We start from the raw sequence: 20,420 nt of genomic DNA, 5'->3' as shown, positions 1-20,420 counted from the left end.
GCGGTAACCGGACAAACGGGCGCCGGCGAAGGTGAGGGATCCCTCGCCGGCGCCACGCGCCTGGCCCTTGTATTTATCGGTATCGGCCAGGAAGCTCGCTTCAGTCGGCCGACGGTGTAGCGCTGCCGTCATGCATGGGCTTCATGCAGTCATGCGCGCTCATCTTCATCATCTCGCAGTCGCAATTGGCCATCTGCGCATTTTCTGCCACCCAGACACGCTTGTGTGCCGGGCCGGTAGCGCGCGGCCCGAATTGCGGAACCTCGCGCCATTCATAATGGCCGCCGGACGGAGAAGCATCCGCTTGCGCGAAAGCCGGAGTCGAGCCAAGGCCAAGCGAGAGGGCGGCAACGGCCGCGCCAAACAATATAGTCTTCATGATTCATCTTCCTGAATTGAATGTTGGAAAGGGCCTACATGGACGACTGCCAAGCGCAGTCACGCTCTGCCCGTATGAAAATCGGGCAAGCAGGCCGTGACATTCAAATCAGGCAGTAGGCGGAGGAGGCTCCGGTCCGGTCGACAGGCCGGCAAGCTGACGGATGGCGGGCAGGAAATGCACCTGCCGTGTGTGCAGCGACCCGCCGAGCGAGCCCGGTTCAGGTACGGCGAACAGTGGGATCGTGCAGCCCATCGCGGCGATACAGTCGAGCGTAAGCCCCTTGCACGGCATTTTGCCAGGCTCTTGCCGGCCTTGTTGCATCATTTCCATGCAGTCGGCGCTCATCTGGGAAGCGGCGGCAGGCATCATGACCGCACCCGGGCCCGTCGCATAGGCGGCTTGCTGGCCGAATAGGCCAAGCAAGGCTCCGAACAGCAGCAAGATTTGAAGGATGCGTTTCACAGCATCTTTGCCTAATCGATCTTTCGATTTGCCGCAATAATATTACTGGGGGCCATGATGTGCGTAGACCTTTTCACCGCCGGAGCCGAATGCGACAACGTCGAATGCCTGAGCGCGCTGCCCCGGCACTTCCATTCCCGGCGATCCGAGAGGCATTCCGGCGACGGCGAGGCCCTGCACTCCACGAGGTCGTTGTGCGAGAACGCGCTTCATATCCGATATCGGTACATGGCCTTCGAAGACCATGCCGTCGACGATCGCCGTATGGCATGAGACAAGACGTGCGGGTACACCATGCGCCAGGCGGAAGGTCGATCGCCCTCGATCGTCGATGAGCGTGACGCGCCGTCCGAACTGCTGGTGGATTTGCGCCGCCCATTGCTCGCAGCAGCTGCAACCCGGATCGCGGTGAACAACTATGACTTCGGCTGCCGCCGCAAGCGATGGCACCCCCAGCGCGAGAAGGGCGGCAAGCAGTGGTCCAGTTCTCATTTTCGTCACACCTGTTTCCAGTCACCGGCGAGCTTTTCACCTCGCGTCCACCGTGAGACGGGAGCTGCTTCCACATCCCAATACGTGCGGCCAGGATCGATCCCTCAAGAAAAATCCTGAGCCTGTTGAGAGGCCGAACCGCTGCACGCACCCGTTGGCTTCAGCAGGCTGAATCAGGTTTCCCGCATAGCGGGAGCCGGACGGAAGTTCCGACCATGACAACGCGTGAGAACCAAAGGTACGACCGACCTGAAGGACGTTTGGTTCGTTCAATTTCGGGACCGGCTTCACCCGCGGCACGATGTGGTGGTGCCATTACAGCCTGATTCCGGAAGAATATTCGCGTCAGACGCTCACCGGCGAGGGATAGATCAAGCCGGTGCGTATCTAAGGCAGAAGGATCTTTCATGCCGGTCGGCGCAGGTTTCGCTGTCCCGTGCCTGCTTGGAAGCATGGGCGCTTGCTGGGTGCCATCGCCACAAGACTTAAACCAGCACTGAGCGTTCCGATGAATGGAGAGGAGTATGCAATGTATCGGCATCCTGCGGCAACTTTTGCAATAGTCATCTTGGGCAGCCTATTTCTTTCGGCGTGCATAAGCCGCCAGGAGATGCTCGCCCGTCACCGTTCGGCGTGTGTCACTTATGGTTTCTTGCCTGGGACCGAGCAATATTCCAACTGCCTCCTGCAGCTCGATGTGGGCGACTACGGCTATGGACACCACGGGCGGAGGCCGGTGCCGTTCCAGGGTAGAGCTGATCTGCCCGCATATCCACCCGCGCCCGATCAACCATGATCGCTGAAGGCCAGACTCTTCGCCAGCTTCGCGCGCGCGCGATGAAGCCGCGTCTCGACGGCCTTTTCGGTGATCGACAGTACCGCCGCGGCTTCTGCCTGAGAGAGTCCTTCAACCGTACGCAAGATGAGCGGTTCCTTCAGCGCCGAAGGAAGCAGAGCGATTGCTTGCCAGAGCCGCTCCAGATCTTCGCGACCGGCAAGGATGGCGTCGAGCCCGGGCGCGGGATCCGCGATTGTGTCGGTCATGTGTTCGGAAAGCGGCTGCGCGCGGCCGAAGAAGTTGCGTATCGTCTGGCGGCGAGTCCAGTCGCGGCACTTGTTGATGGCGATCCGCGCAACCCAGGGCCGAAACGGCCTGTCAGCCTGATAGCGGCCTAGTGCCGTGAAGGCAGCTGTGAAGCAGTCCTGCACGAGGTCGAGCGCCTCGTCAGCATCGCCGACATGCGCCCGGGTTATACGGTAGATGGCGGCCTGATGACGCCGCATGAGTTCTGCAAAGGCCGCTTGCCGGCCCGCCAGCGTCAAGGCGGCGAGCTCACCGTCCGTGCAGGCTTTGAGGTCAAGGCTCACCGTTCGTCATTGGTGAGCGCGCGTGTCACCGCATGGTCGAACTTGGCGGCCTGATCGGGGCGCAGCAACTCGCGCATCTCGAAGATATGGGCGAGCGTTTCCTTCTGCAGCTCGCCCATTGCCGCATGCGATTTGTCGACAGCTGCCCGCACCTGCGGGCCGTTGCCATGCTCGGCCTGGATGGCATCCGCGAGACGGGCATTGTCAGCGCGCAATTCGAGTTCGATCGCGCGGCGGCGGACCGCGAAGCGCGCTTCGATCTCTTCGAGCCGCGCGTGCTGGCGGGCATCGAGATCGAGGCGTTCATGGAGAAGTTCGTGGAGACCGTCCGCATGTTGGCGATCGCCGAACAATTCGCGGCCCACGAAGACGCCTGCCAGTGCCGCCAGGAATGCAAAAAGGGCGATAATGAGGGCGAGAAGGAAGGTCCGCTTCGAGAAAATGGTCATTGCGCACTTGCCAGCAAGGTCGATGGAGCAAGTGGGTGTGATGCAGTAAAGGCCGCAAGCGTCGGCGCCGGTTCCTTTGCCAGGTCGGCACCGCCGATCCCCATCACCAGCGCAAGTGCCGCTGCGACCGCGCCAAAGCAGAAAGGATGCGCCATTTCGGGGCGCGCGGCCATGCTCGCGATCTTCGCCATCACCCGTTCCTCCATCCTCGCGAGATCTGGATGGGCGGGAGCAGCCGCAAGCCGCATCAGCAGGGCGTCAAGATCCTCGGGCATCGTCTTTCTCCACCTTTTCACTGACTGATACGCGCGGCAGGTCTCAAGCCCTCACATAATATTTTCTGCCACGGAAAGTGAGGGATTATCGAGCGGCGTGCGTATCAGGTTTCGTTGACCCCAATGGAGTAAGTCATGGCCAAATTCCGTACATCGCTGATCACCGCCGGTTTTGCAGTTGCGCTTCTTGCAGGAACTGCGGCCCAGGCCCATCCCAGGCTGGTCTCATCCAGCCCCGCCGCCAATGCGACCGTGGAGAGGCCAGCCAGGATCGAGTTGCATTTCAATGAAGCGCTGGTGGGCCAATTCTCGGGGGTGGAGCTCGCCATGACGGAAATGCCGGGCATGAAGATGGCCCCAATGAAGGTCGCAGTCGATGCCAGCGTCGGCGCCGACGGCAAGACGCTCGTCGCTGTCCCGAAAGCCGCGCTTCACACGGGCACTTACAAGCTGGACTGGCACGCCGTCACCACGGACACCCATCGCGTCAACGGCAGCCTCAGCTTCAAGGTACAGTGAGCTCGTGTCCGATGCGGCGGCTATCCTTATCAGGTTTGCGCTTTACCTCGACTTGATGCTCGTCTTCGGTTTGCCGCTATTCGCATTATACGGCCTGCGCGGCGTGGAACGGTCTTCCGAGGCGGCCGCCACGTTGCGCGGGCTTCTGGGCGGAGCGGCTTTCATTGGCTTCCTCCTGTCGGGCGTCTCGCTCGCGGCCCTTGCCGCTTCGATGAGCGGCGTGACGCTTGCCGAAGTCGACCTTGCTGCCTTGCGCTTGGTGGCCGCCGGAACGGCTGTCGGCACGGCTTGGTTCGTCCGCATCGGAGCGCTGCTGTTGTTTCTCGTGGTGGCCTTTGGTCGGCGCAGTTCCGGCACAAGTTGGATGTGGGCGCTCTCGGCACTGGGAGCGGTAGCGCTATCGAGTTTGGTCTGGGCGGGGCATGGCGCAATGGACGAGGGATCGATCGGGCTGGTGCATCTCGGCGCCGATATCGTTCATTTGCTCGCTGCGGGTATCTGGGTGGCGGCGCTGCTCGCGCTCACCACTCTTCTGTTCCGGCCTCATAGCCGCATGACGCGCGCCCATGTCGAATTCTCGCATCGCGCGCTGGCGAGCTTCGCGGTGGTTGGAACCGTCGTTGTCGTGCTACTGGTTCTGACGGGAGCGGTGAACAGTTGGCTTCTCGTCGGACCAGACCGTTTCGGTTCGCTATTGGAATCCCGCTATGGACTGCTGCTGCTGGTCAAGTTGTTGTTGTTCGCGGCCATGCTGGGACTGGCGGCGGCCAATCGCTTCTACATGACCCCTGCCCTGGAGCAGGCTATCGCCTGCGGCGATCACGTTTCCGCCGTGAACGGGCTGCGCAAGAGCCTGTTTACCGAAACCACCTGCGTGCTCGTGATCCTTGGGCTGGTCGCGTGGCTCGGGACGCTCGAGCCCCCAATATCTGGCCTATAGCCCTTGGCTCTCAGGGTAGCCGATGGGCGATCGCCTTGATTGCCTTGAGACCGGTGCCGAAGCGCGCGATTGCCTCTCGGTGGCGCTCGAGCTCGCCATAGGGCAGATAGGAAATGTCGAGATCTCCGACCCGGCTGAATGCCGGCCGGCGGAGCTGCGCGCGCACCTCGGCTTCTCGCGCGTCCGGGGCGACAAGAAACAAGCCGGCAGACGCGTGCAAGTCCCCGCCGCTCAGCGCCAGATCGAGCATACGAACGATCCCCGAGTAGATCGAGGTCGAGTGCTCGACTTCGAAAGCGGCGGCTACGTTTGCTTGCGATCGCTCCAGCCAGAGCACGTCGATCAGCCGGATCGAATCCCCACCCGCGGCCGTCGCAATGGGATTGGGGAGATGATCGAGACAATGGGTTCCGAGCGGCATTCCGTCATGAACCCTTCCCCGGTCGTTCGCGGCGATCCAGACGTCATAACCGAGCGCGAGGCCGAGATCGCGCAGCCATGCCTGGATCTCGGCGTGACTGCGATCGCTTTCATTTTGCGCGATCATTGCTTTATCGAGCTTTTGCGCTTGCTCCCGTGTTTGATCAAGCCGTGCCAGCCAATCCCCTGCCCCCATCTGAGCGCCGTCGAGAGGCGGCGGCGGATAGCGCCCAGAGCCCACATCGAACAGGAGCCCGCCGATCGCGCCCAGATCGTTCGAAAGCAGATCGCGATAGCGGTCATTGAGATCGAGGATGCCGGCTCGCATCGCCAGGAAATGTTCCCAGCTTCCAAGTTTCACATTGGCGCCGGTGAGCGCGTTATAGCCTTTGACGATAGCCGTGTTGAACGGCGGAACCAGCGTTGGGTGCAGGAAATAGAGAAGATTGGCGACTGCCGGACCCAGCCCCTTGATCTTCAACCGGTCGATTGCGTGGATGCCGGCGATGATCTCCTCCGCGCTGTCGCAGCAGGAGCAATGATGGAGCAGCCGACCGAATGCACGTTGATTGTCGCGATCTTCGTATATGTCCGGGATGCGAAGCTTCGGTTTCCAGAGGAACGCGTGGTCGGCACCCTTGAAGATCTGTCGTTGCTCGGCCACCGAATGCACGACCGTCTCGAGCGAGGAACCGCGATAGGCGACGCCGAACCGGCCGGCTTCGATCTCGGCGACGACTTGCGCGATTCCGCGCCGGATCGAACGAAAATTCTTCAGTCGCTCATGCCAGAGGAACCAGCTTCGGTAAGTCGCGCCCGGATCCTCACGCCAGCGCGCGACCAGTTCCCGGACCAGATCGCGCCCCGTGTTCATAGCAATAATCCCCCGATCGACTCGTCATGGCTTGGACATGATATTTCAGTGCAAGCTGACCGCGTCCAGATGTGGCAACCAAGACATAGTTCAATCCATTATTTTACGGCTTTTATTGATCCATCGGTTGTCAGTGTCCCGCGTCATGGTGGGTATGCGGCCCGTTTTCGTCATGCGGCGCATTCTGAGGCTCGTTCATGTTCTGCATCATCGCATCATGATCCTGCGGCGCGCTTTCTATCATCGCCTGATATTGGGCGGGTGAAAGCCTGGGGAGTTGCTGGACGAAGGCCACCATGTCCCAGATCAGCTTGTCATCATGTGTCTTTCCCCAGGCCGGCATGGCTGTCATCTTGACACCATGCTTGATGATCCAGAATTGCTGCGCCGGCGAATGGTCCGACACCTGGGCGAGTTCCGGTGCCTGGGGGTAGAGGCCTTGACTGATTTCGGTCTTTTCCATGCCCGGCGCCAGGTGGCAGCTGCTGCACATCTCGGTGTAGAGGCCGGCGCCCGCAGTGATGCGCCGAGGGTCCGCCAGATCCTTGGGGAGGTTAATTGAACGCGCCCGAGCCGCGATCGACTGGTCGCGGAGATTCTCAATGAGCCAATAGGTAAAGCGGTAATGCGGCGCGTCGGCAGCGATGTTGTACAAACCGAGATAGATCGCGATACCACCCAGCCCGGAAAGGATCAGGAGGGCAAGGGCAACGAATGTCGTGCTCGGCATATGCCGATGGAAATCGATTTTTCGCAAGCTCGTCATTGGCCATCCTCCGCCGCAAGAAACACGTTTGTGCGTGGGGCGCCGCCAAGGGTCCCCTCAAGACAATACGCGCAGGAAGGCCCGACCCCTCAGTCGGCGTCGGCAGAAAGTTGCATCGGCGTCGGAAAAGGTGGCGGTTCGGCGCACGCTTTCGATGAACGAAGCTCCTTCGAATTCGGATCGGCCTGTAACTATGGGCCTGACCGGGCGTCTCACTGTGGTGGAGACGGTACGGATCCACATTCGGGGCTGCGTTTTGTTCCCCGAACGGGCAAGAGGTAGGCAATGAAGCTTGTCGTATTTGAAACCGAGGCATGGGAAGCCGAAGCGTGCCGTGCTCTTCCATCAGAGATCGAGTTCACCTGCACCGAGGGCGCGCTCGACGAAACCAATGTCGCCGCCTATCACGACGCCGAAATCATAACGGTCTTCGTGCATTCGAGATTGACGATACCGGTTCTGGCCCAGATGCCTCATCTCAGGCTGATCGCGACGCGATCGACCGGCTATGATCACATCGATCTGAACTTTTGCGCCAAGGCGGGGATCGCTGTCGCGAATGTGCCGGGCTATGGCGATGTGACCGTCGCCGAACATGTGTTTGCATTGTTGTTGGGCCTGGCGCGCCATCTGCCTGCCTATAGCGAAAGAGCTCGGCACGGCGACTTCGATCAGACCGATCTGCGCGGGTTCGATCTGTTCGGCAAGACGATAGGCGTGATCGGAACGGGCCGGATCGGCCAATGCGTTATCCGGATCGCCCGCGGTTTTGGAATGAATGTGGTCGCCTATGATGTCGCGCCTCGCAAGGAGGTCGCAGAGGCCCTGGATTTTCGCTATGTCGACCTCGCCGCCCTTCTCGGCGAAGCCGATATCGTCTCGCTCCACCTGCCCGCGACATCCCGCACGGAGGGGATGATCGGCGATGCCGAATTCGCACTGATGAAGAAGGGCGCCGTCCTGATCAACACGGCGCGCGGTAATATCGTTGAGGTCGATGCGCTGGTGCGGGCGATCACCAGCGGCAGGATACGGGCAGCGGGCCTTGACGTTCTTCCGCAGGAGCCGCTCATCCGCGACGAAGCCGAAGTCTTTCGTCGACGGGATGTGGGGACCGATGCGCTCAAGGAGCTGCTTGCCCATCATGTGCTGGCGAGCGCCCCCAATGTCCTCATAACGCCGCATGTCGCCTATAACACTGAGGACGCTCTTCGCCGGCTTATCGATATGACGATCGAGAACATACGCGCCTTCGCCGCCGGCCATCCGGTCAACCTTGTGGCGACGGACACAGCGAAGGCCCGTGTAGCAAGCGTTTGAAGCTCTTTGACTGTCAATGCGACAGAAGCAACGGGATCGGACAGTCCTGAAGCAACGCGCGCGTGACGCCTCCGAACATCCGCTCGCGGTACCGCGAATGGCCGTAGCCGCCCATGACGATGCATGAGGCCCCCAGCTCGCGGGCAGCGGCTGTGAGCGCCTCTGCTACCGATGGGTCGGCTCGCCGCTCGTGTATTTCCGCATGAATGCCGTGCCGTGAGAGGTAGGCCGCGACATCGGTAGCAGGAAAATCAAGCAGTTGTTCCGTGATCGTTGCGATATGGACATTTGCGGCCGACTTCATAAGCGGGAGGCTGTGGCGAACCGAATTGGCGGCTTCGGCCTTCCCGTTCCAGGCAATCATGATCGGACCGCCGGGGTCGAACTGCGATACATCGCCTGAAACGGCTAGAATCGGCACATGGCCGTGGACGACCAGCGCTCCGACCGTGGAAATGTCCGGCGCCTCATCTCCTGTACCGGCGACGATCACATCGGCCAGCAGCGCTTCACGGAGGATCTCGATTGCGCTGTTCCCGTTCCGGGCGCGCCAGTCCCAGGAAACCATATCGCTGCCCAGCCGTGCTTCCAAAGCAGCGCGCTGCTCGCGTGCGGGCACCTCGACGCTGTCGACGAAGAGATTGAACGTTTCCGGTGAAATCGGACCATCGGCCGGAAAATAGGGAGTCGGCGTCACCTGCAGGCAGGTCAGATGTCCTCCTTGATGGCGCGCCAGCGACAAGGCCGTCTGGAAGCGGGCTTCCATTCCAGGGTCGTCCTGGACGTGCAGTAGGATGTTCTTCACGCGAAGTTCCCCTAGTTCGATGGCGGCAACAGGTTCGACGCCGTCCGTTAGACGCTCCCGGCTGCCGGCGATTACAGCATCCTGAATATTTTTCGTCTCCCCGTGAGGGGTACGCGCCTGGGCTGCGTATAGCTCATGAGAGGGTTCTCATCGTCGATGAGGAGCGAGTCCTTGCGTCCAGGATACCAGCGTCGTCAGGCTAACAGATCGGGGGAATGAAGCGGCTGATGGAAAAAGACGATCCCAGCCAGTTTGCCGAGCGCGGAGGCAAGTCGGCAGGCCCGACAGCGGACGAGGTCCTGCATTTCATCGACGAGCTCAGGGACGAAGCCATTGTCATGCTCGACCAGGCGGGGCGTATCACGCTGTGGAGCAAAGGCGCCGGGCAGATCAAGGGATGGGGTGCGGATGAGATGCTCGGCCGCCACTGGTCGCTCCTCTATCCGGCAGAAGCGATTGCCGAAGGCAGGCCGGATCAGATCCTGGAGATCGCCCGCGCACAAGGGCGCTATTCCGGAGAGGAAATGCGTATCCGCAAGGACGGGACCGAGTTCCTTGCGCAGGTAACGGTTTATGCCTTGCGGGACTCGAACGGTCGCATCGCCGGCTATGGCAAGGTCGTCCGCGACATCACCGAATGGCGGAGCGCGCTATCCGCCTTGCAGACGCAGGAAGCGCATTTGCGCTCCATCCTGGACACCGTGCCGGATGCAATGGTGGTTATCGATCAACGCGGCATCATCCAGTCATTCAGCACGGCTGCGGAGCGTCTTTTCGGATATGCCGAAAACGAGGTTCTGGGCTGCAATGTCAGCCTGCTGGCCGCCTCGCCCCATCGCGAAGCCCATGACGGTTACCTCGCCCGATATCTGACAACGGGTGAGCGTCGCATTATCGGCCTTGGCCGCGTGGTGTCCGGCCGCAAGCGTGATGGCGGCGTCTTTCCGATGGAGCTCGTGGTCGGCGAAGTCGTGAGGGACGATGGTTCCCGGCTGTTCACGGGGTTCATCCGGGATTTGACGGCCAGGCAGGATATCGAGCGGCGCTTGCAGGATATCCAGGAGGAGCTGATCCATATCGCGCGCGTGTCCGCTGTGGGAACCATGGCATCAACGCTGGCGCATGAACTGAACCAGCCCCTGACGGCAGTTGCCAGCTACGCGATGGCCGCCCAGGCGCTTCTGGAAGCCGACCGGCCAGATGCCCAGGCGGAAGCGCGACAGGCGCTTGCCGACGGTGTCGCGGAGGCGGTGCGCGCCGGTCAGATCGTGCGCCGCCTCCGGGATTTCGTTTCGCGAGGCGATACCGAGCGGGAGAAAGTCAGCCTCACGAAATTGATCGAGGAAGCTGCGGCGCTTGCGCTTTCCGGCGCAAGCCTGCGCGGCATCCGGGTCGAGACGAACCTCGATCCGGCCGTGTCGCTGGTGCTCGTCGATCGTGTGCAGATACAGCAGGTGCTGCTCAACCTGATCCGCAACGCGGTCGAGGCGATGGAGGGATGCGAGCGCCGGGAGCTCGTGCTTTCGACCAGCGCGCGCAGCGACGAGGAGGTGGAGCTGGCGGTCGCCGATAGCGGCACCGGACTTTCAGACGAGATAGCCGATCGGTTGTTCGAGGCGTTCAACAGCACCAAGGAGCATGGCCTGGGCGTGGGCCTCTCCATATGCCGCACGATCGTCGAGGCGCACGGAGGTCGTCTCTGGGCCGAGCCGGGTCCGCAAGGAGGCACGGTCTTCCGCTTTACGTTGACGCGGATGGACAACTTGGAGCAGAGTGATGACCGTTGAGAGGCTAGTGCATATCGTCGACGATGACGGCTCGGTTCGCCGTTCCACCAGCGTCTTTCTCAGGACGCAGGGCTATGCGGTCGAAAGTCACAGCTCCGGCGTCGCGTTTCTCGAAGCTGCCGAATCCTTGCGGCCCGGCTGTGTTCTGCTGGATGTGCGGATGCCCGAGATAGACGGCATCGCCGTGCTGGAACGGATGCGTGCCGCCGGGATGGATTTCCCGGTTGTCGTGATGACGGCGCATGGCGACATCAGCACCGCCGTCACAGCCATGCGCAAGGGCGCCCACAATTTTATCGAGAAGCCCTTCGAGCAGGTCACGATCATGCAAGCTCTGGAGGAGGCCTTCGCCCTTGCCGAGCAGGCGGATGTGCAGCGACTGACCGCGGCTGCGGCAATATCGCGCATTGAAACGCTGACGCCCCGTGAACGGGACGTCCTGGAGGGCCTGGCCGCCGGGCAGACCAACAAGATGATCGCGCTCGCTCACGGGATCAGCCCGCGCACCGTGGAGATTCACCGGGCCAATATGATGGAAAAGCTCGGCGTGCACACTTTGCCCGAGGCCCTGCGCATCGCGCTGACCGCCGGTCTCGGCACCAGTCTTTAAGCCACCCGCCCATTAAGGAATCGCACCTATACTGCCCGGCATGGGGCGGGCGTAGATCAAAGAGGGCAGCTTTTGAGTTGCCGACACAAACTGGATGGGACGTGCCGGGTGATCAGGACGGACGAGAAGGATGATGCAGGCCACTGCGTGCTGCTCGTCGACGACGACCAGGCGGTGCGCCGCTCGGTCGGGCTGCTCCTTCGCGCACACGGGTTCAGCGTCCACGATTTCGGCTCGGCCGCCGAATTGCTGGCCGATCGGGCGTGCGCGCAAAGCCATTGCCTGATCACGGATTATTCGATGCCCTCGATGGACGGGCTGACGCTGCTTGCACGGCTTCGCGCCAGCGGATGGCCGGGGACCGCCATTCTCATTACCGGACGCTATCAGCACGATCTGGAGAAGCGCGCGCTGGAAGCCGGATTTTCAGCTTTGGTTGAAAAGCCCCTGACCGACGAGAAACTGGTCGACCTGATCGCGCAGTGCCTGGACAAGCCGCCACTGCAGGACGGGTCAACACGCGCGTCCTGACCGGAGCCGGAGCACCTGTCGAATTGCCTCGTCGGAAACCTTGAGGCAGGGCTTTCATCGTCGGTTATATACTGCCGGTCGAGATCTGCGATCGCGGTTATCCGGACTCCCGTTCGTGCGACTTTCCGGAATCTATGGCGCTTCGATCACGACGCCGCCGATAAGATGATGGGCAGCATTAGGTAACCGCCCGTAGTCCTTCTGGCCGAAACGCATGATAGCCCATTCCCATCAGATCAGTGGAGGGCATCATGCTGGCGCAGTCGAGTTCTATCGGACGTGGAATAGAATATAGCGCGATACCTCGTGAGTATCGCATGTCTGCTTCCAATGCGATGGAACATTCTCCGAACGCCTTGAACAGCATCATGCCAAATGTTGTTCATGACCTTCGGAATATATTGACGACGCTGAATGCCGGCGTGCGGATGCTTGGAGCGCGCGTAGGTCGGGAACGTCAAGAAATGCTGCTCGCCGGCATGGATCAAACCCTGTCGACCGCGGAACCGTCACCATTCTGGAAGTTCCCGCGGGGCCCCTCCCCCGGCGTTCCGCCGTCGATGCACTCGTCGCGGGAGACATGCGGTGAAGACTGACGCGCTGCCTATTGCGGTCCGACGCCCCTCAGGCCGCGCCGTAACGGGACGGCCGTTCAAATCATGATGGGAGCATAGCCATGTTCGATACATGTTCCGGCAACGAAAATCACGCCGAGGATAGCGTCTCTTCCAGTAGGGAAGAGGCAAGTGAGACGAAGCGGCGCCTTGTGCGCAAGGAACTGGCGTGCTGCTGCCAGCGCTACCGGGCCATGGCGGCGCGGCGGCTGCGCGACGAGGTCGCGGCCGATGACGTGGTGCAGGCGTTCGCGCTCAAGGCCTTGGAGCGCATCGAGCAATTGCGTGATATCCAGGCGGTCCATGGCTGGCTTCGGCGCTTGTTCGAAACCACGCTGATCGATTTCTGCCGTCGCCGGGGAACCCGCTGTCAGCGCGAGGTGGCATTCGAGATGGAGTATCACGATCGTCCGCACGAGTCCTTGACGGACAGCTTGCCAGATCCGGTGGGCACGATCATGGGTCTGATGTCGAACATCAGGCAGGAATATGCGGATGTCATCTACCGGCTTGATCTGCAAAACCAGCCCAAGGAAGACGCTGCGCGAGAGTTGGGCATAAGCGTGAACAATCTGACGGTTCGGGCCCATAGGGCGCGCCGTGCACTTCGCGATGCGATTGATACAGTGCCGGCCTCGTTCGGCGCCTCTACCCCCACTTCGGGACGTACGGCTTGCTCACCGGCATTCGCGCTGGCCAGCGCATAGCGACCAACAATAGGCACTGCGGGTCAGCAGAACTCAGTCGCCTGCTGTGGACGCCGCGTCTCAACGTTGCCTTGAAGACCGCCTTCGCTTCTGCGGCTGATTTGAGGAGCAGCGGTTCGACTCGAAAGTCCGGTCAGAACCGATTTGATCGTGATGGGATGTTTTCCAGTCCCAAGGCGGTATAGTCGATCGCCAATGCAATTGGAGCGTTCAATTCGCGCAGGAATTGACTGCATTCTCCGAACCATCCCATCCGCCGCCGAGAGCCTTATAGAGCGCAACAAGGCTTATCGAGATCGCCGTCGTGCTGTCTGCCAGCAACGCCTCGCCTTCGTGCAATGTCCTTTCCGCGTCGAGCACGCCGAGAATGCTGTCCAGGCCATTCTCATAGCGCAAGCGGGCCAGGCGAACGGCGGCCCGGTTCTGGCTCACGGCCTCGACAATCGAGGCGCGTCGCTGCTGTTCGTCGGCATAGGCGGTAAGAGCACCATCCACCTCGTGCAGCGCATTAAGCACCGTGCGGCCATAGTCCACTGTCGCGGCTTGCGTACGATAGGTCGCCACTTGGACCTTTGCGCGGCGGCGGCCGGCATCGAAAAGCGGCAGCGCAAGCTGCGGTCCGATCACGCCGAATCGACTCGCCCAATCAAGCAGGTTGGTCAGATCCTGCGCCTGATATCCTCCAGCGGCTGTCAAGGTCAGTCGCGGAAAGCGGTCGGCAATAGCCACGCCCTGGCGAGCAGTCGCGGCATGGAGGCGTTTTTCGGCGCTCCTGATATCGGGACGCCGACAGACGAGTTCGGCGGGGAGGCCGACTGCGATCTCAGGCGGGACCGGCGGGACCGGTTGCGGGGATTCAAGCTCGGTCCTGAGCGCGCCCGGCTCCCGGTTAATCAGCCGGCTCAGCTCATTGATATCGGCAACGACCTGCTGCTCGAGGAGAGGCAATTGCGCTTCGATCAGGCTCGCCTGCGCCGCCGCGCGGGAGACATCGATCTCGCTCGATAGCCCCAGAATGCGCCTTCGCTTTGCGATGCGGAGAAGATCGCGTGCGGTCGCTAGGTTCTCCCTAGCAACCGCACGCTTGAGCTGGGTGCCACGCAGATCGATATAAGCGCGCGCCACTTCGCCGAAAAGCGCTACCTCCACGCCGCGCCAATCCTCGATGGCCGCTGCCGCATCCGCATCAGCCGCTTCGATGCTGCGGCGGATTCCCCCGAAGAGATCCAATTCCCAGACCGCATCGAAACCGAGTTGAAATTGTCCATAGGGGTTCGACACCGAAGCGCTCGGCGAGTTTGCCAGTCCGGGGATATCGCCCGCCAGCCCGAAAAGCCGGCCGGTGGGCGTGTTCTCGCTGAGGCGCTGTTCCTGCCAGGAGCCAGCGGCGTTGAGCGAAGGCAACCTTACCGCGCCGACGACGGCACGCTGGGCCCGGGCCTCCTGAATGCGCAAGGCGGCGAGTCGCAAGTCGGGATTGGCCGTTGCGGCCCTGTCTATAAGAGAGGTAAGAGTCGGATCTTTGAAGGCCGCCCACCATTCGGGCTGCTGCAAGGTTTGGGTGATCGCACTACTCTCCGGTCCGGCTCCTGACGCGGACCATGCTGCGGGGACATCGGGTTTCGGGGGCTGGAAGTCGGGTCCGACAACGCAACCGCCGAGGGCAAGAGCCGCAAGAACCGCCGCCGAGATCGGGGCCATGTGAGTGATGCGCCAGCCGGTCTTGCTTCGACGCGTCCGCACGCTTGCCAGCCTGCCCTCTCTTGGGTCCTGAATCCGCATATGCTTCCTTGTGTAACAGACTGCGGCCGCTTTGGCTCTGCTCGATCCAGCACGGTTTGGAAGGCAACGTTCCGCCGAGCGCTGAAATCGTCTTCCCAGGCTCATGACGCGTTTGCGCCCACGAATATTACAGCGAGCGATTGAATCCGCACGGGCCCCGTAATATCGGCCTGAGCGCGGCGTCTAAAGGATCGCTGCCCAATGTTCGGCGATGGATCGGCCGCGACCTGAATGACAGACTGGAGTTTGCCTTGGCATTACAAGCCAAAAACCTGACCCGCCTGGTGGCCTTGGGGTTGTTCGCGATAGCTGTGGTTTCGGCAGGCCTTTACTGGATGCTGAAACCCCAGCCCCAACCCGCTCAGGTGATCTACGGCAGCGGGCGCGTCGAGGCCGATGAGGTGCGGATTTCGGTCGAGGTCCCAGGACGGTTGCTCGAGAATGCAGCCGTTGAAGGCCAGAATCTTAGCGCTGGTCAGCTTGTCGCACGGCTGGATCCGAATGATTATGTGCTACAGGCCGATCGTGCCGCTGCCCAGCGGGCGGCCGCGCAGCGCGCCGCCGCGCAGCTCGTCCCGCAGATCAATCTTGCCCGACATCACGCGGAGACTGCAAGAATCGACCTTCAGCGGTTCGAGAGTCTGTCCGCCGAAGGCGCCGTCTCGGCGCGGGAGGTCGATTTCCAGCGAAACGCCAATCGGGCCGCTATCGACGAAGTGCGAATCTTGCAGGAGCAGCAAGCCAGAGCGGGCGCCGAGGCCGAGGTGGCATCGAAGAGCCTGGCCCTTGCCCAGTCGCAGATCGGCAAGACCCGAATTTTCGCCCCGATCTCGGGGGCTGTGCTGGAGCGGCTCGTCGAGCCGGGCGAGGTGCTGGCCCCCGGCCAGGCGGTGGCGGTCGTGGCGAACCTGTCCCGCGTGAAGCTCAAGCTGTTCGTGAGCGAGCGGGATCTCGGCAAGGTGCGCCTGGGGGCGGTGGCACGTTTGCGTGTCGACGCTTTTCCGGAACGGTACTTCGACGCCCGGGTAGCGCGAATTGATGCACAAGCGCAATTCACTCCCCGCGATATTCACATGGCGGATGAGCGCAGCCGCACCGTCTATGGCATCACGCTGGAGGCAGCCAACCCTGATGGCTTTCTCAAGCCCGGGATGCCCGCTGACGCCTGGATTCTGTGGAATGCCCGCGCTGGATGGCCCGCGCGCCTGACAGTGCCGGAATAGGCCATGCTTTCGGATCCCATCGTCGAAGCCGAGGGGCTCGGCCGCCGATACAGCGGACGGGCGGTCATACAGGACGTGAGCTTTCGTGTCGGACGCGGCGAGGTATTCGGCGTCGTCGGCCCGGACGGCGCGGGAAAGACGACATTGCTGCAGATGCTGGCTGCCATTCTGACGCCTAGCGAGGGCAGTTGTCGCGTGCTGGGTGAAGATGTCCGCCGCGGGGCCCGGCTTGTTCAGGCGCGCGTAGGCTATATGTCGCAAGGCTTCTCGCTTTACGACCGGCTGACGGTCGCGGAGAACATTTCTTTCGCCGCGGATATTCGCGACGTCCCCATGGCGGCTCTGGATGAGCGCCGAACGCAGCTATTGGCGATGGCCGGACTTGAGCGGTTCCAGAACCGGCGCGAGGGTGCGCTGTCGGGTGGGATGCGCAAGAAGCTGGCGCTGTGCGCCAATCTGATCCACGAGCCGCCGTTGCTCATCCTCGACGAACCGAGCCTCGGTGTCGACCCGCTCTCGCGCCGCGAACTCTGGAAGATTCTCGAGGCGGCCAGGGCGGCAGGCCGCTCCATTGTCTTCGCGACCTCCTATATGGACGAGGCGGACGCCAGCGACCAGGTGCTGCTGCTCCGCGACGGACGTCCCTTGGCGATGGGAACGCCTGCCGAACTGCGGGCCAGCGCGCAGGGCCGGGTTTTCCGGATCGCGACCGCCGAACCGGCGGTGATCGAACGCGAGCTCGCGGCCGATCCGGCAGTGATCAGCTTCCAGCGCCGTTCGGGCAACGAGATCCGGGCGCAGATGCGCGCGGAGCGGCCGCCCGCGATCAGCGCAGGTGCCGTTGCTTCAATCGAAGCAGCCGAGCCGACAATGGAGGATGTCTTCACCGTCGGTTCGGCGGACGGAGCGACGCCGGTCGACGAGCCGCAAGCCGCAGCGTCCCAGCAAAAGATGGAAGGATCGGTAGTGCTGGCCGACGGGGTCACGCGGCGTTTCGGTGCCTTTACCGCCGTCGATCAGGTGAGCCTGTCCATCCGCGCCGGGGAGGTGCTGGGCCTTCTGGGTCCAAATGGCGCCGGCAAGACCACCCTGATCCGCATCCTTTGCGGGCTCCTCGCGCCCACTGAGGGTCGAGCCGAAATCGCCGGATTCGACGTGGCGCGTCAGAGTGAAGCCGTACGAGCGCGCATCGGCTATATGTCACAGAAATTTTCGCTTTATCCGGATCTGACCGCGCGCGAAAATCTCGGCTTCTTCGGTAGAGCCTACGGCGTGCCCCGCGCGGAGCTAGAAGGCCGGATCGGCTGGGTTGTAGCCCGCGCGGGTCTCGAACAGATCGAGGAAAGGCCGGTCGCGGGTCTCTCGGGCGCGGTACGCCAGCGCTTGGCGCTCGCATGCGCCATTGTGCACCGACCTCAGGTGCTCTTTCTCGACGAGCCGACCTCCGGTGTGGACCCGCTCGCGCGGTTCCGGTTCTGGCGGCTGATCGCCTTGCTTGCGTCCGAAGGCGTGAGCATTGTGGTCACGACCCATTATCTGGAAGAAGCGACCTTCTGCGATCGCCTTGGCCTCATGATGGATGGACGGCTGATCGCCATAGGCGCGCTCGGAGCCCTGATGGCCGACCTCGGCCTCAGCACGGCAAGCGTCGAGGACGTATTCCTCGGTTTCATCGCCCGCGAGCGTCTGAGGGATAAATCGACATGAAGCTGCGGCGCATGCTGGCGTTCTCCCGCAAGGAGATTCTGGAGATTTCGCGTGATCGCTTCACCGTCGCGATCGCAATCTTCATGCCCCTCGTCATGTTGTTCCTGTTCGCTTACGCGATCTCGCTCGATGTCGAGAACGCGCCCCTGGTCGTGGTCGATCAGGACAAGAGCGCGGCAAGCCGGGATTTGCAGGCGCGGTTCCTGAATTCGGGCTATTTTATGCTGAAGGCCGCGCCCGATGATGCACGCGTGGCCGAGCATGCCCTGATGCGGGGCGAGACGCGCGCCGCGCTATTCATCCCCAAAGGTTTTGCACGGCGCCTGAGCCGCGGCGAGCCCGCGCCGGTCCAACTCGTCATTGATGGCACCTATGCGACCACGGCTTCCATCCTGTCGGCCTATGGGCAGGCAATCCTGTACGCCTTTCCAGAAGAACTCCGTCCGCCGATCCGGCCGGAAGTCCGGGTCTGGTATAACCCCCAGCTCAGGAGCCGGGATTTCATCGTGCCGGGCCTGTTCGCGGTCATCTTGATGGCATTCCCGCCGCTGCTCACCGCGCTCGCCGTAGCGCGGGAGAAGGAACTGGGTACGATCGCGCAGATCTACGCGTCACCCATGACCAAGGGCGAGTTCATCGCGGGCAAGCTCCTGCCCTATGCGGTCATTGCATTTCTGGAACTCCTGATCGTGGTCGGCGGCGGTCTCCTGTGGTTTTCCGTGCCAATTCGCGGTAGCCTTCTGCTGTTGATCGCCGTAGGCCTTCTTTATGTCGTTTGCACCGTCTCGATCGGCTTGCTGGTGTCCACGCTGGTCCGCACGCAGTTGGCTGCCATGTTGGTCGCGCTGATCGTTACTCTGATGCCGGCGTTCCTGTTCTCTGGCTTCATCTATCCCATCTTCACCATGCCTGTGGCGTTCCAGTTCTACGCCTCGGCGTTTCCGACACGCTACTTCCTCGAGGCTTCCCGAGGCATCGTGTTGCGTGGGGCCGGCCCAAGAGAAATCTGGGTCTCTGTCGCAATCATCGCGGCCTACACCGTGGTTGTGTTCGCGCTCGCCACCTGGCGGTTTCGCAAGAGGATTGCCTGATGTGGGGGCGCATCGCGGGATTGACCGTCAAGGAATTCACGCAGGTCCTACGCGATCCAGTGATCCTCCTTCTCATTGTGTTTCTTTACAGCGCCGAACTGGTGATCTGCACGCTGGCGCTCGGATTCGATGTCCAGAACCTGAAGCTCGGCGTGATCGATCATGACCGGACCGAAGCCAGCCGCACGGTGATTCAGGAACTGACAGGAGGCGACAATTTCGTGCTGGCCGCCCACTTTGCCGACACGCGCCAGGTCGAGGATCATCTGCAGCGTGGTGCCCTCGACGCGGTCGTGGAGATTCCTCCCGGTTTCGCCCGACGGATCGCTGCCGGTCGCAGAGTCGATCTCGGTGTCGTCGTCGACGGATCGAATGGAAACGTTGCCGCTCGCGGCCGGGCCTATGTGATCGAGATCCTCGCGCGCTTCGCGCAAGAGCGAACCGCCACGCTCAAGCACGCGCACGGCGTCCAGCCGGCTTTGCGGGTCTGGTACAATCCCGATCTGACGAACACCCGCTTCATAGCCTTGGCAATGTTGGCCGAGGCAGGGCTGATGCTCGGAGTGGTGCTGCCGGCAGCCGCGATTGTACGCGAAAAACAGGGAGGCACGATAGAACAGCTGCGGGTAACCCCCATTCGCGCCTACGAATTGTTCCTGGCCAAGATCATGCCGACCATCGTGATTTGCACCGGCGCGGTTTTTCCGGCTCTTTTGATCCTGACGCTGCTGGGCGTGCCGATGCGAGGAAGCATTGGAACCTTGCTTGTACTGACAGTCGTCTTCCTGATGAGTGCAGTCTCGATTGGCGTGTTCGTGGCGACAATCACCAACACCCTGCAGCAGGCCATGCTCGTAAGCTTTTTCGGCTTGTTCCCGTTGCTGTTCCTTTCGGGAACGATCGCGCCGGTCGAGACGATGCCCGGGTGGCTGCAGGCTGCTACCCTAGCCAGCCCGCTGCGCCATTATGTGGACATCTTGTCGGGGCTGTTCCTGAAGGGAGCGGGTATCGGCGAACTTTGGTCACATGCCGTGGTGCTGATCGCAATCAGCACGGCGATGTTTGCCGGAGGCTGGTTCCTGTTCAAGCGGCAATGGTGAATGGGGCGACTGGCGGCGCGGATGCGTGCCAGATTCGCTGGCACTCCCGCATCGCAAACCGCTCCGACGCCGATCTGCCAAGACCGTTCATAGACTGAGTGTAATGGCGCGCCGCTCCGCGCGTCCAATAATTGGGTGTCGGCTTGACGAAGGCGTCGCGCGATCGCGTCTCTGAGTTCGAGCAATGATCCTGCCC

Annotated in this window: 22 protein-coding genes; 12 read left to right on the top strand and 10 right to left on the bottom strand. The window is 62.0% G+C overall.

What is annotated here, in order from left to right:
• Positions 1-100 precede the first annotated feature (100 nt).
• The 6 genes from L3X40_RS07310 to L3X40_RS07285 form a co-directional block, all read right to left on the bottom strand.
• The gene (locus L3X40_RS07310) at positions 101-379 is read right to left on the bottom strand and encodes a hypothetical protein (RefSeq protein WP_237365042.1); all 279 of its coding nucleotides are present in this window, start codon (positions 377-379) and stop codon (positions 101-103) included.
• A gap of 108 nt (positions 380-487) precedes the next feature.
• A complete protein-coding gene (locus L3X40_RS07305; RefSeq protein ID WP_237365041.1) occupies positions 488-844 on the bottom strand; it encodes a hypothetical protein in 357 nt (118 codons plus the stop codon).
• Positions 845-886: 42 nt separating this feature from the next.
• Positions 887-1,336: a DUF411 domain-containing protein gene (locus L3X40_RS07300; RefSeq protein WP_237365059.1), complete on the bottom strand. Its 450-nt coding sequence runs from the start codon at positions 1,334-1,336 to the stop codon at positions 887-889.
• 786 nt (positions 1,337-2,122) lie between these two features.
• Positions 2,123-2,704, bottom strand: a complete 582-nt coding sequence (locus L3X40_RS07295) for an RNA polymerase sigma factor (RefSeq protein ID WP_237365040.1) — start codon at positions 2,702-2,704, stop codon at positions 2,123-2,125.
• On the bottom strand, positions 2,701-3,153 hold the full coding sequence (locus tag L3X40_RS07290; RefSeq protein WP_237365039.1) for a periplasmic heavy metal sensor: 453 nt from the start codon (positions 3,151-3,153) through the stop codon (positions 2,701-2,703). Before L3X40_RS07290 ends, L3X40_RS07295 begins: the two co-directional genes overlap by 4 nt.
• Positions 3,150-3,428 carry a hypothetical protein gene (locus L3X40_RS07285; RefSeq protein ID WP_237365038.1) on the bottom strand — a complete coding sequence of 93 codons (279 nt, stop codon included), beginning with the start codon at positions 3,426-3,428 and terminating at the stop codon, positions 3,150-3,152. Before L3X40_RS07285 ends, L3X40_RS07290 begins: the two co-directional genes overlap by 4 nt.
• 135 nt (positions 3,429-3,563) lie before the next feature.
• Between L3X40_RS07285 and copC the strand changes: the two genes are divergently transcribed.
• Both copC and copD read left to right on the top strand, forming a co-directional pair.
• The gene (gene copC, locus L3X40_RS07280; protein ID WP_237365037.1) at positions 3,564-3,947 is read left to right on the top strand and encodes a copper homeostasis periplasmic binding protein CopC; all 384 of its coding nucleotides are present in this window, start codon (positions 3,564-3,566) and stop codon (positions 3,945-3,947) included.
• A gap of 4 nt (positions 3,948-3,951) precedes the next feature.
• Positions 3,952-4,887 carry a copper homeostasis membrane protein CopD gene (copD, locus tag L3X40_RS07275; protein ID WP_237365036.1) on the top strand — a complete coding sequence of 312 codons (936 nt, stop codon included), beginning with the start codon at positions 3,952-3,954 and terminating at the stop codon, positions 4,885-4,887.
• Between the two features lie 10 nt (positions 4,888-4,897).
• Here the strand turns inward: copD and L3X40_RS07270 are convergent, their stop codons facing one another.
• A complete protein-coding gene (locus tag L3X40_RS07270; RefSeq protein WP_237365035.1) occupies positions 4,898-6,181 on the bottom strand; it encodes a type II restriction endonuclease in 1,284 nt (427 codons plus the stop codon).
• Between the two features lie 130 nt (positions 6,182-6,311).
• Positions 6,312-6,947: a c-type cytochrome gene (locus tag L3X40_RS07265; protein WP_237365034.1), complete on the bottom strand. Its 636-nt coding sequence runs from the start codon at positions 6,945-6,947 to the stop codon at positions 6,312-6,314.
• Positions 6,948-7,232: 285 nt separating this feature from the next.
• Here L3X40_RS07265 and L3X40_RS07260 point away from each other — a divergent pair, with 285 nt between their 5' ends.
• A complete protein-coding gene (locus L3X40_RS07260; RefSeq protein ID WP_237365033.1) occupies positions 7,233-8,267 on the top strand; it encodes a hydroxyacid dehydrogenase in 1,035 nt (344 codons plus the stop codon).
• 13 nt (positions 8,268-8,280) lie between these two features.
• On the opposite strand, the gene L3X40_RS07255 is transcribed toward L3X40_RS07260, so the two are convergent.
• Positions 8,281-9,072, bottom strand: coding sequence for a universal stress protein (locus L3X40_RS07255; protein ID WP_237365032.1), 792 nt, complete (start codon positions 9,070-9,072; stop codon positions 8,281-8,283).
• Positions 9,073-9,299: 227 nt separating this feature from the next.
• On the opposite strand from L3X40_RS07255, the gene L3X40_RS07250 reads away from it, so the two are divergent.
• From L3X40_RS07250 to L3X40_RS07230, 5 genes are all read left to right on the top strand, one after another.
• Positions 9,300-10,859 carry a PAS domain-containing sensor histidine kinase gene (locus L3X40_RS07250; protein ID WP_237365031.1) on the top strand — a complete coding sequence of 520 codons (1,560 nt, stop codon included), beginning with the start codon at positions 9,300-9,302 and terminating at the stop codon, positions 10,857-10,859.
• Positions 10,849-11,469, top strand: a complete 621-nt coding sequence (locus L3X40_RS07245) for a response regulator transcription factor (protein WP_237365030.1) — start codon at positions 10,849-10,851, stop codon at positions 11,467-11,469. Before L3X40_RS07250 ends, L3X40_RS07245 begins: the two co-directional genes overlap by 11 nt.
• Before the next feature lie 108 nt (positions 11,470-11,577).
• Entirely contained in the window at positions 11,578-12,000 is a 423-nt protein-coding gene (locus L3X40_RS07240) for a response regulator transcription factor (protein WP_237365029.1), read from the top strand.
• Between the two features lie 251 nt (positions 12,001-12,251).
• Complete coding sequence (locus L3X40_RS07235) at positions 12,252-12,596, top strand: hypothetical protein (protein ID WP_237365028.1); 345 nt, start codon at positions 12,252-12,254, stop codon at positions 12,594-12,596.
• 80 nt (positions 12,597-12,676) lie between these two features.
• Positions 12,677-13,321: an RNA polymerase sigma factor gene (locus tag L3X40_RS07230; RefSeq protein ID WP_237365027.1), complete on the top strand. Its 645-nt coding sequence runs from the start codon at positions 12,677-12,679 to the stop codon at positions 13,319-13,321.
• Between the two features lie 210 nt (positions 13,322-13,531).
• Here the strand turns inward: L3X40_RS07230 and L3X40_RS07225 are convergent, their stop codons facing one another.
• Positions 13,532-15,103 (bottom strand): efflux transporter outer membrane subunit, encoded by a 1,572-nt coding sequence (locus tag L3X40_RS07225; protein ID WP_237365026.1) that lies wholly within the window; start codon positions 15,101-15,103, stop codon positions 13,532-13,534.
• Between the two features lie 251 nt (positions 15,104-15,354).
• Here L3X40_RS07225 and L3X40_RS07220 point away from each other — a divergent pair, with 251 nt between their 5' ends.
• Genes L3X40_RS07220 through L3X40_RS07205 form a run of 4 tightly spaced genes read left to right on the top strand, consistent with a single transcriptional unit; the run spans position 15,355 to position 20,224 of the window.
• Positions 15,355-16,326 (top strand): HlyD family secretion protein, encoded by a 972-nt coding sequence (locus L3X40_RS07220; protein ID WP_237365025.1) that lies wholly within the window; start codon positions 15,355-15,357, stop codon positions 16,324-16,326.
• Positions 16,327-16,329: 3 nt separating this feature from the next.
• Complete coding sequence (locus L3X40_RS07215; RefSeq protein WP_237365024.1) at positions 16,330-18,033, top strand: ATP-binding cassette domain-containing protein; 1,704 nt, start codon at positions 16,330-16,332, stop codon at positions 18,031-18,033.
• On the top strand, positions 18,030-19,124 hold the full coding sequence (locus L3X40_RS07210) for an ABC transporter permease (protein WP_237365023.1): 1,095 nt from the start codon (positions 18,030-18,032) through the stop codon (positions 19,122-19,124). Before L3X40_RS07215 ends, L3X40_RS07210 begins: the two co-directional genes overlap by 4 nt.
• On the top strand, positions 19,124-20,224 hold the full coding sequence (locus tag L3X40_RS07205) for an ABC transporter permease (protein ID WP_237365022.1): 1,101 nt from the start codon (positions 19,124-19,126) through the stop codon (positions 20,222-20,224). Before L3X40_RS07210 ends, L3X40_RS07205 begins: the two co-directional genes overlap by 1 nt.
• The last annotated feature ends 196 nt before the right edge of the window (positions 20,225-20,420 follow it).

The sequence above is a fragment of the Rhizorhapis sp. SPR117 genome (assembly GCF_021742065.1).
The sequence above is the reverse complement of the archived record's forward strand: the minus strand, read 5'-3'. Positions and strand labels throughout refer to the sequence as shown.

Coding starts and splice junctions, on each gene's coding strand:
- L3X40_RS07265 (WP_237365034.1), bottom strand. CDS start 6,947: ATGACGAGCTTGCGAAAAATCGATTTCCATCGGCATATGCCGAGCACG.
- L3X40_RS07210 (WP_237365023.1), top strand. CDS start 18,030: ATGAAGCTGCGGCGCATGCTGGCGTTCTCCCGCAAGGAGATTCTGGAG.
- L3X40_RS07310 (WP_237365042.1), bottom strand. CDS start 379: ATGAAGACTATATTGTTTGGCGCGGCCGTTGCCGCCCTCTCGCTTGGC.
- L3X40_RS07205 (WP_237365022.1), top strand. CDS start 19,124: ATGTGGGGGCGCATCGCGGGATTGACCGTCAAGGAATTCACGCAGGTC.
- L3X40_RS07290 (WP_237365039.1), bottom strand. CDS start 3,153: ATGACCATTTTCTCGAAGCGGACCTTCCTTCTCGCCCTCATTATCGCC.
- L3X40_RS07215 (WP_237365024.1), top strand. CDS start 16,330: ATGCTTTCGGATCCCATCGTCGAAGCCGAGGGGCTCGGCCGCCGATAC.
- copC (WP_237365037.1), top strand. CDS start 3,564: ATGGCCAAATTCCGTACATCGCTGATCACCGCCGGTTTTGCAGTTGCG.
- L3X40_RS07260 (WP_237365033.1), top strand. CDS start 7,233: ATGAAGCTTGTCGTATTTGAAACCGAGGCATGGGAAGCCGAAGCGTGC.
- L3X40_RS07285 (WP_237365038.1), bottom strand. CDS start 3,428: ATGCCCGAGGATCTTGACGCCCTGCTGATGCGGCTTGCGGCTGCTCCC.
- L3X40_RS07270 (WP_237365035.1), bottom strand. CDS start 6,181: ATGAACACGGGGCGCGATCTGGTCCGGGAACTGGTCGCGCGCTGGCGT.
- L3X40_RS07245 (WP_237365030.1), top strand. CDS start 10,849: ATGACCGTTGAGAGGCTAGTGCATATCGTCGACGATGACGGCTCGGTT.
- L3X40_RS07235 (WP_237365028.1), top strand. CDS start 12,252: ATGCTGGCGCAGTCGAGTTCTATCGGACGTGGAATAGAATATAGCGCG.
- L3X40_RS07225 (WP_237365026.1), bottom strand. CDS start 15,103: ATGCGGATTCAGGACCCAAGAGAGGGCAGGCTGGCAAGCGTGCGGACG.
- L3X40_RS07300 (WP_237365059.1), bottom strand. CDS start 1,336: ATGAGAACTGGACCACTGCTTGCCGCCCTTCTCGCGCTGGGGGTGCCA.
- L3X40_RS07230 (WP_237365027.1), top strand. CDS start 12,677: ATGTTCGATACATGTTCCGGCAACGAAAATCACGCCGAGGATAGCGTC.
- L3X40_RS07250 (WP_237365031.1), top strand. CDS start 9,300: ATGGAAAAAGACGATCCCAGCCAGTTTGCCGAGCGCGGAGGCAAGTCG.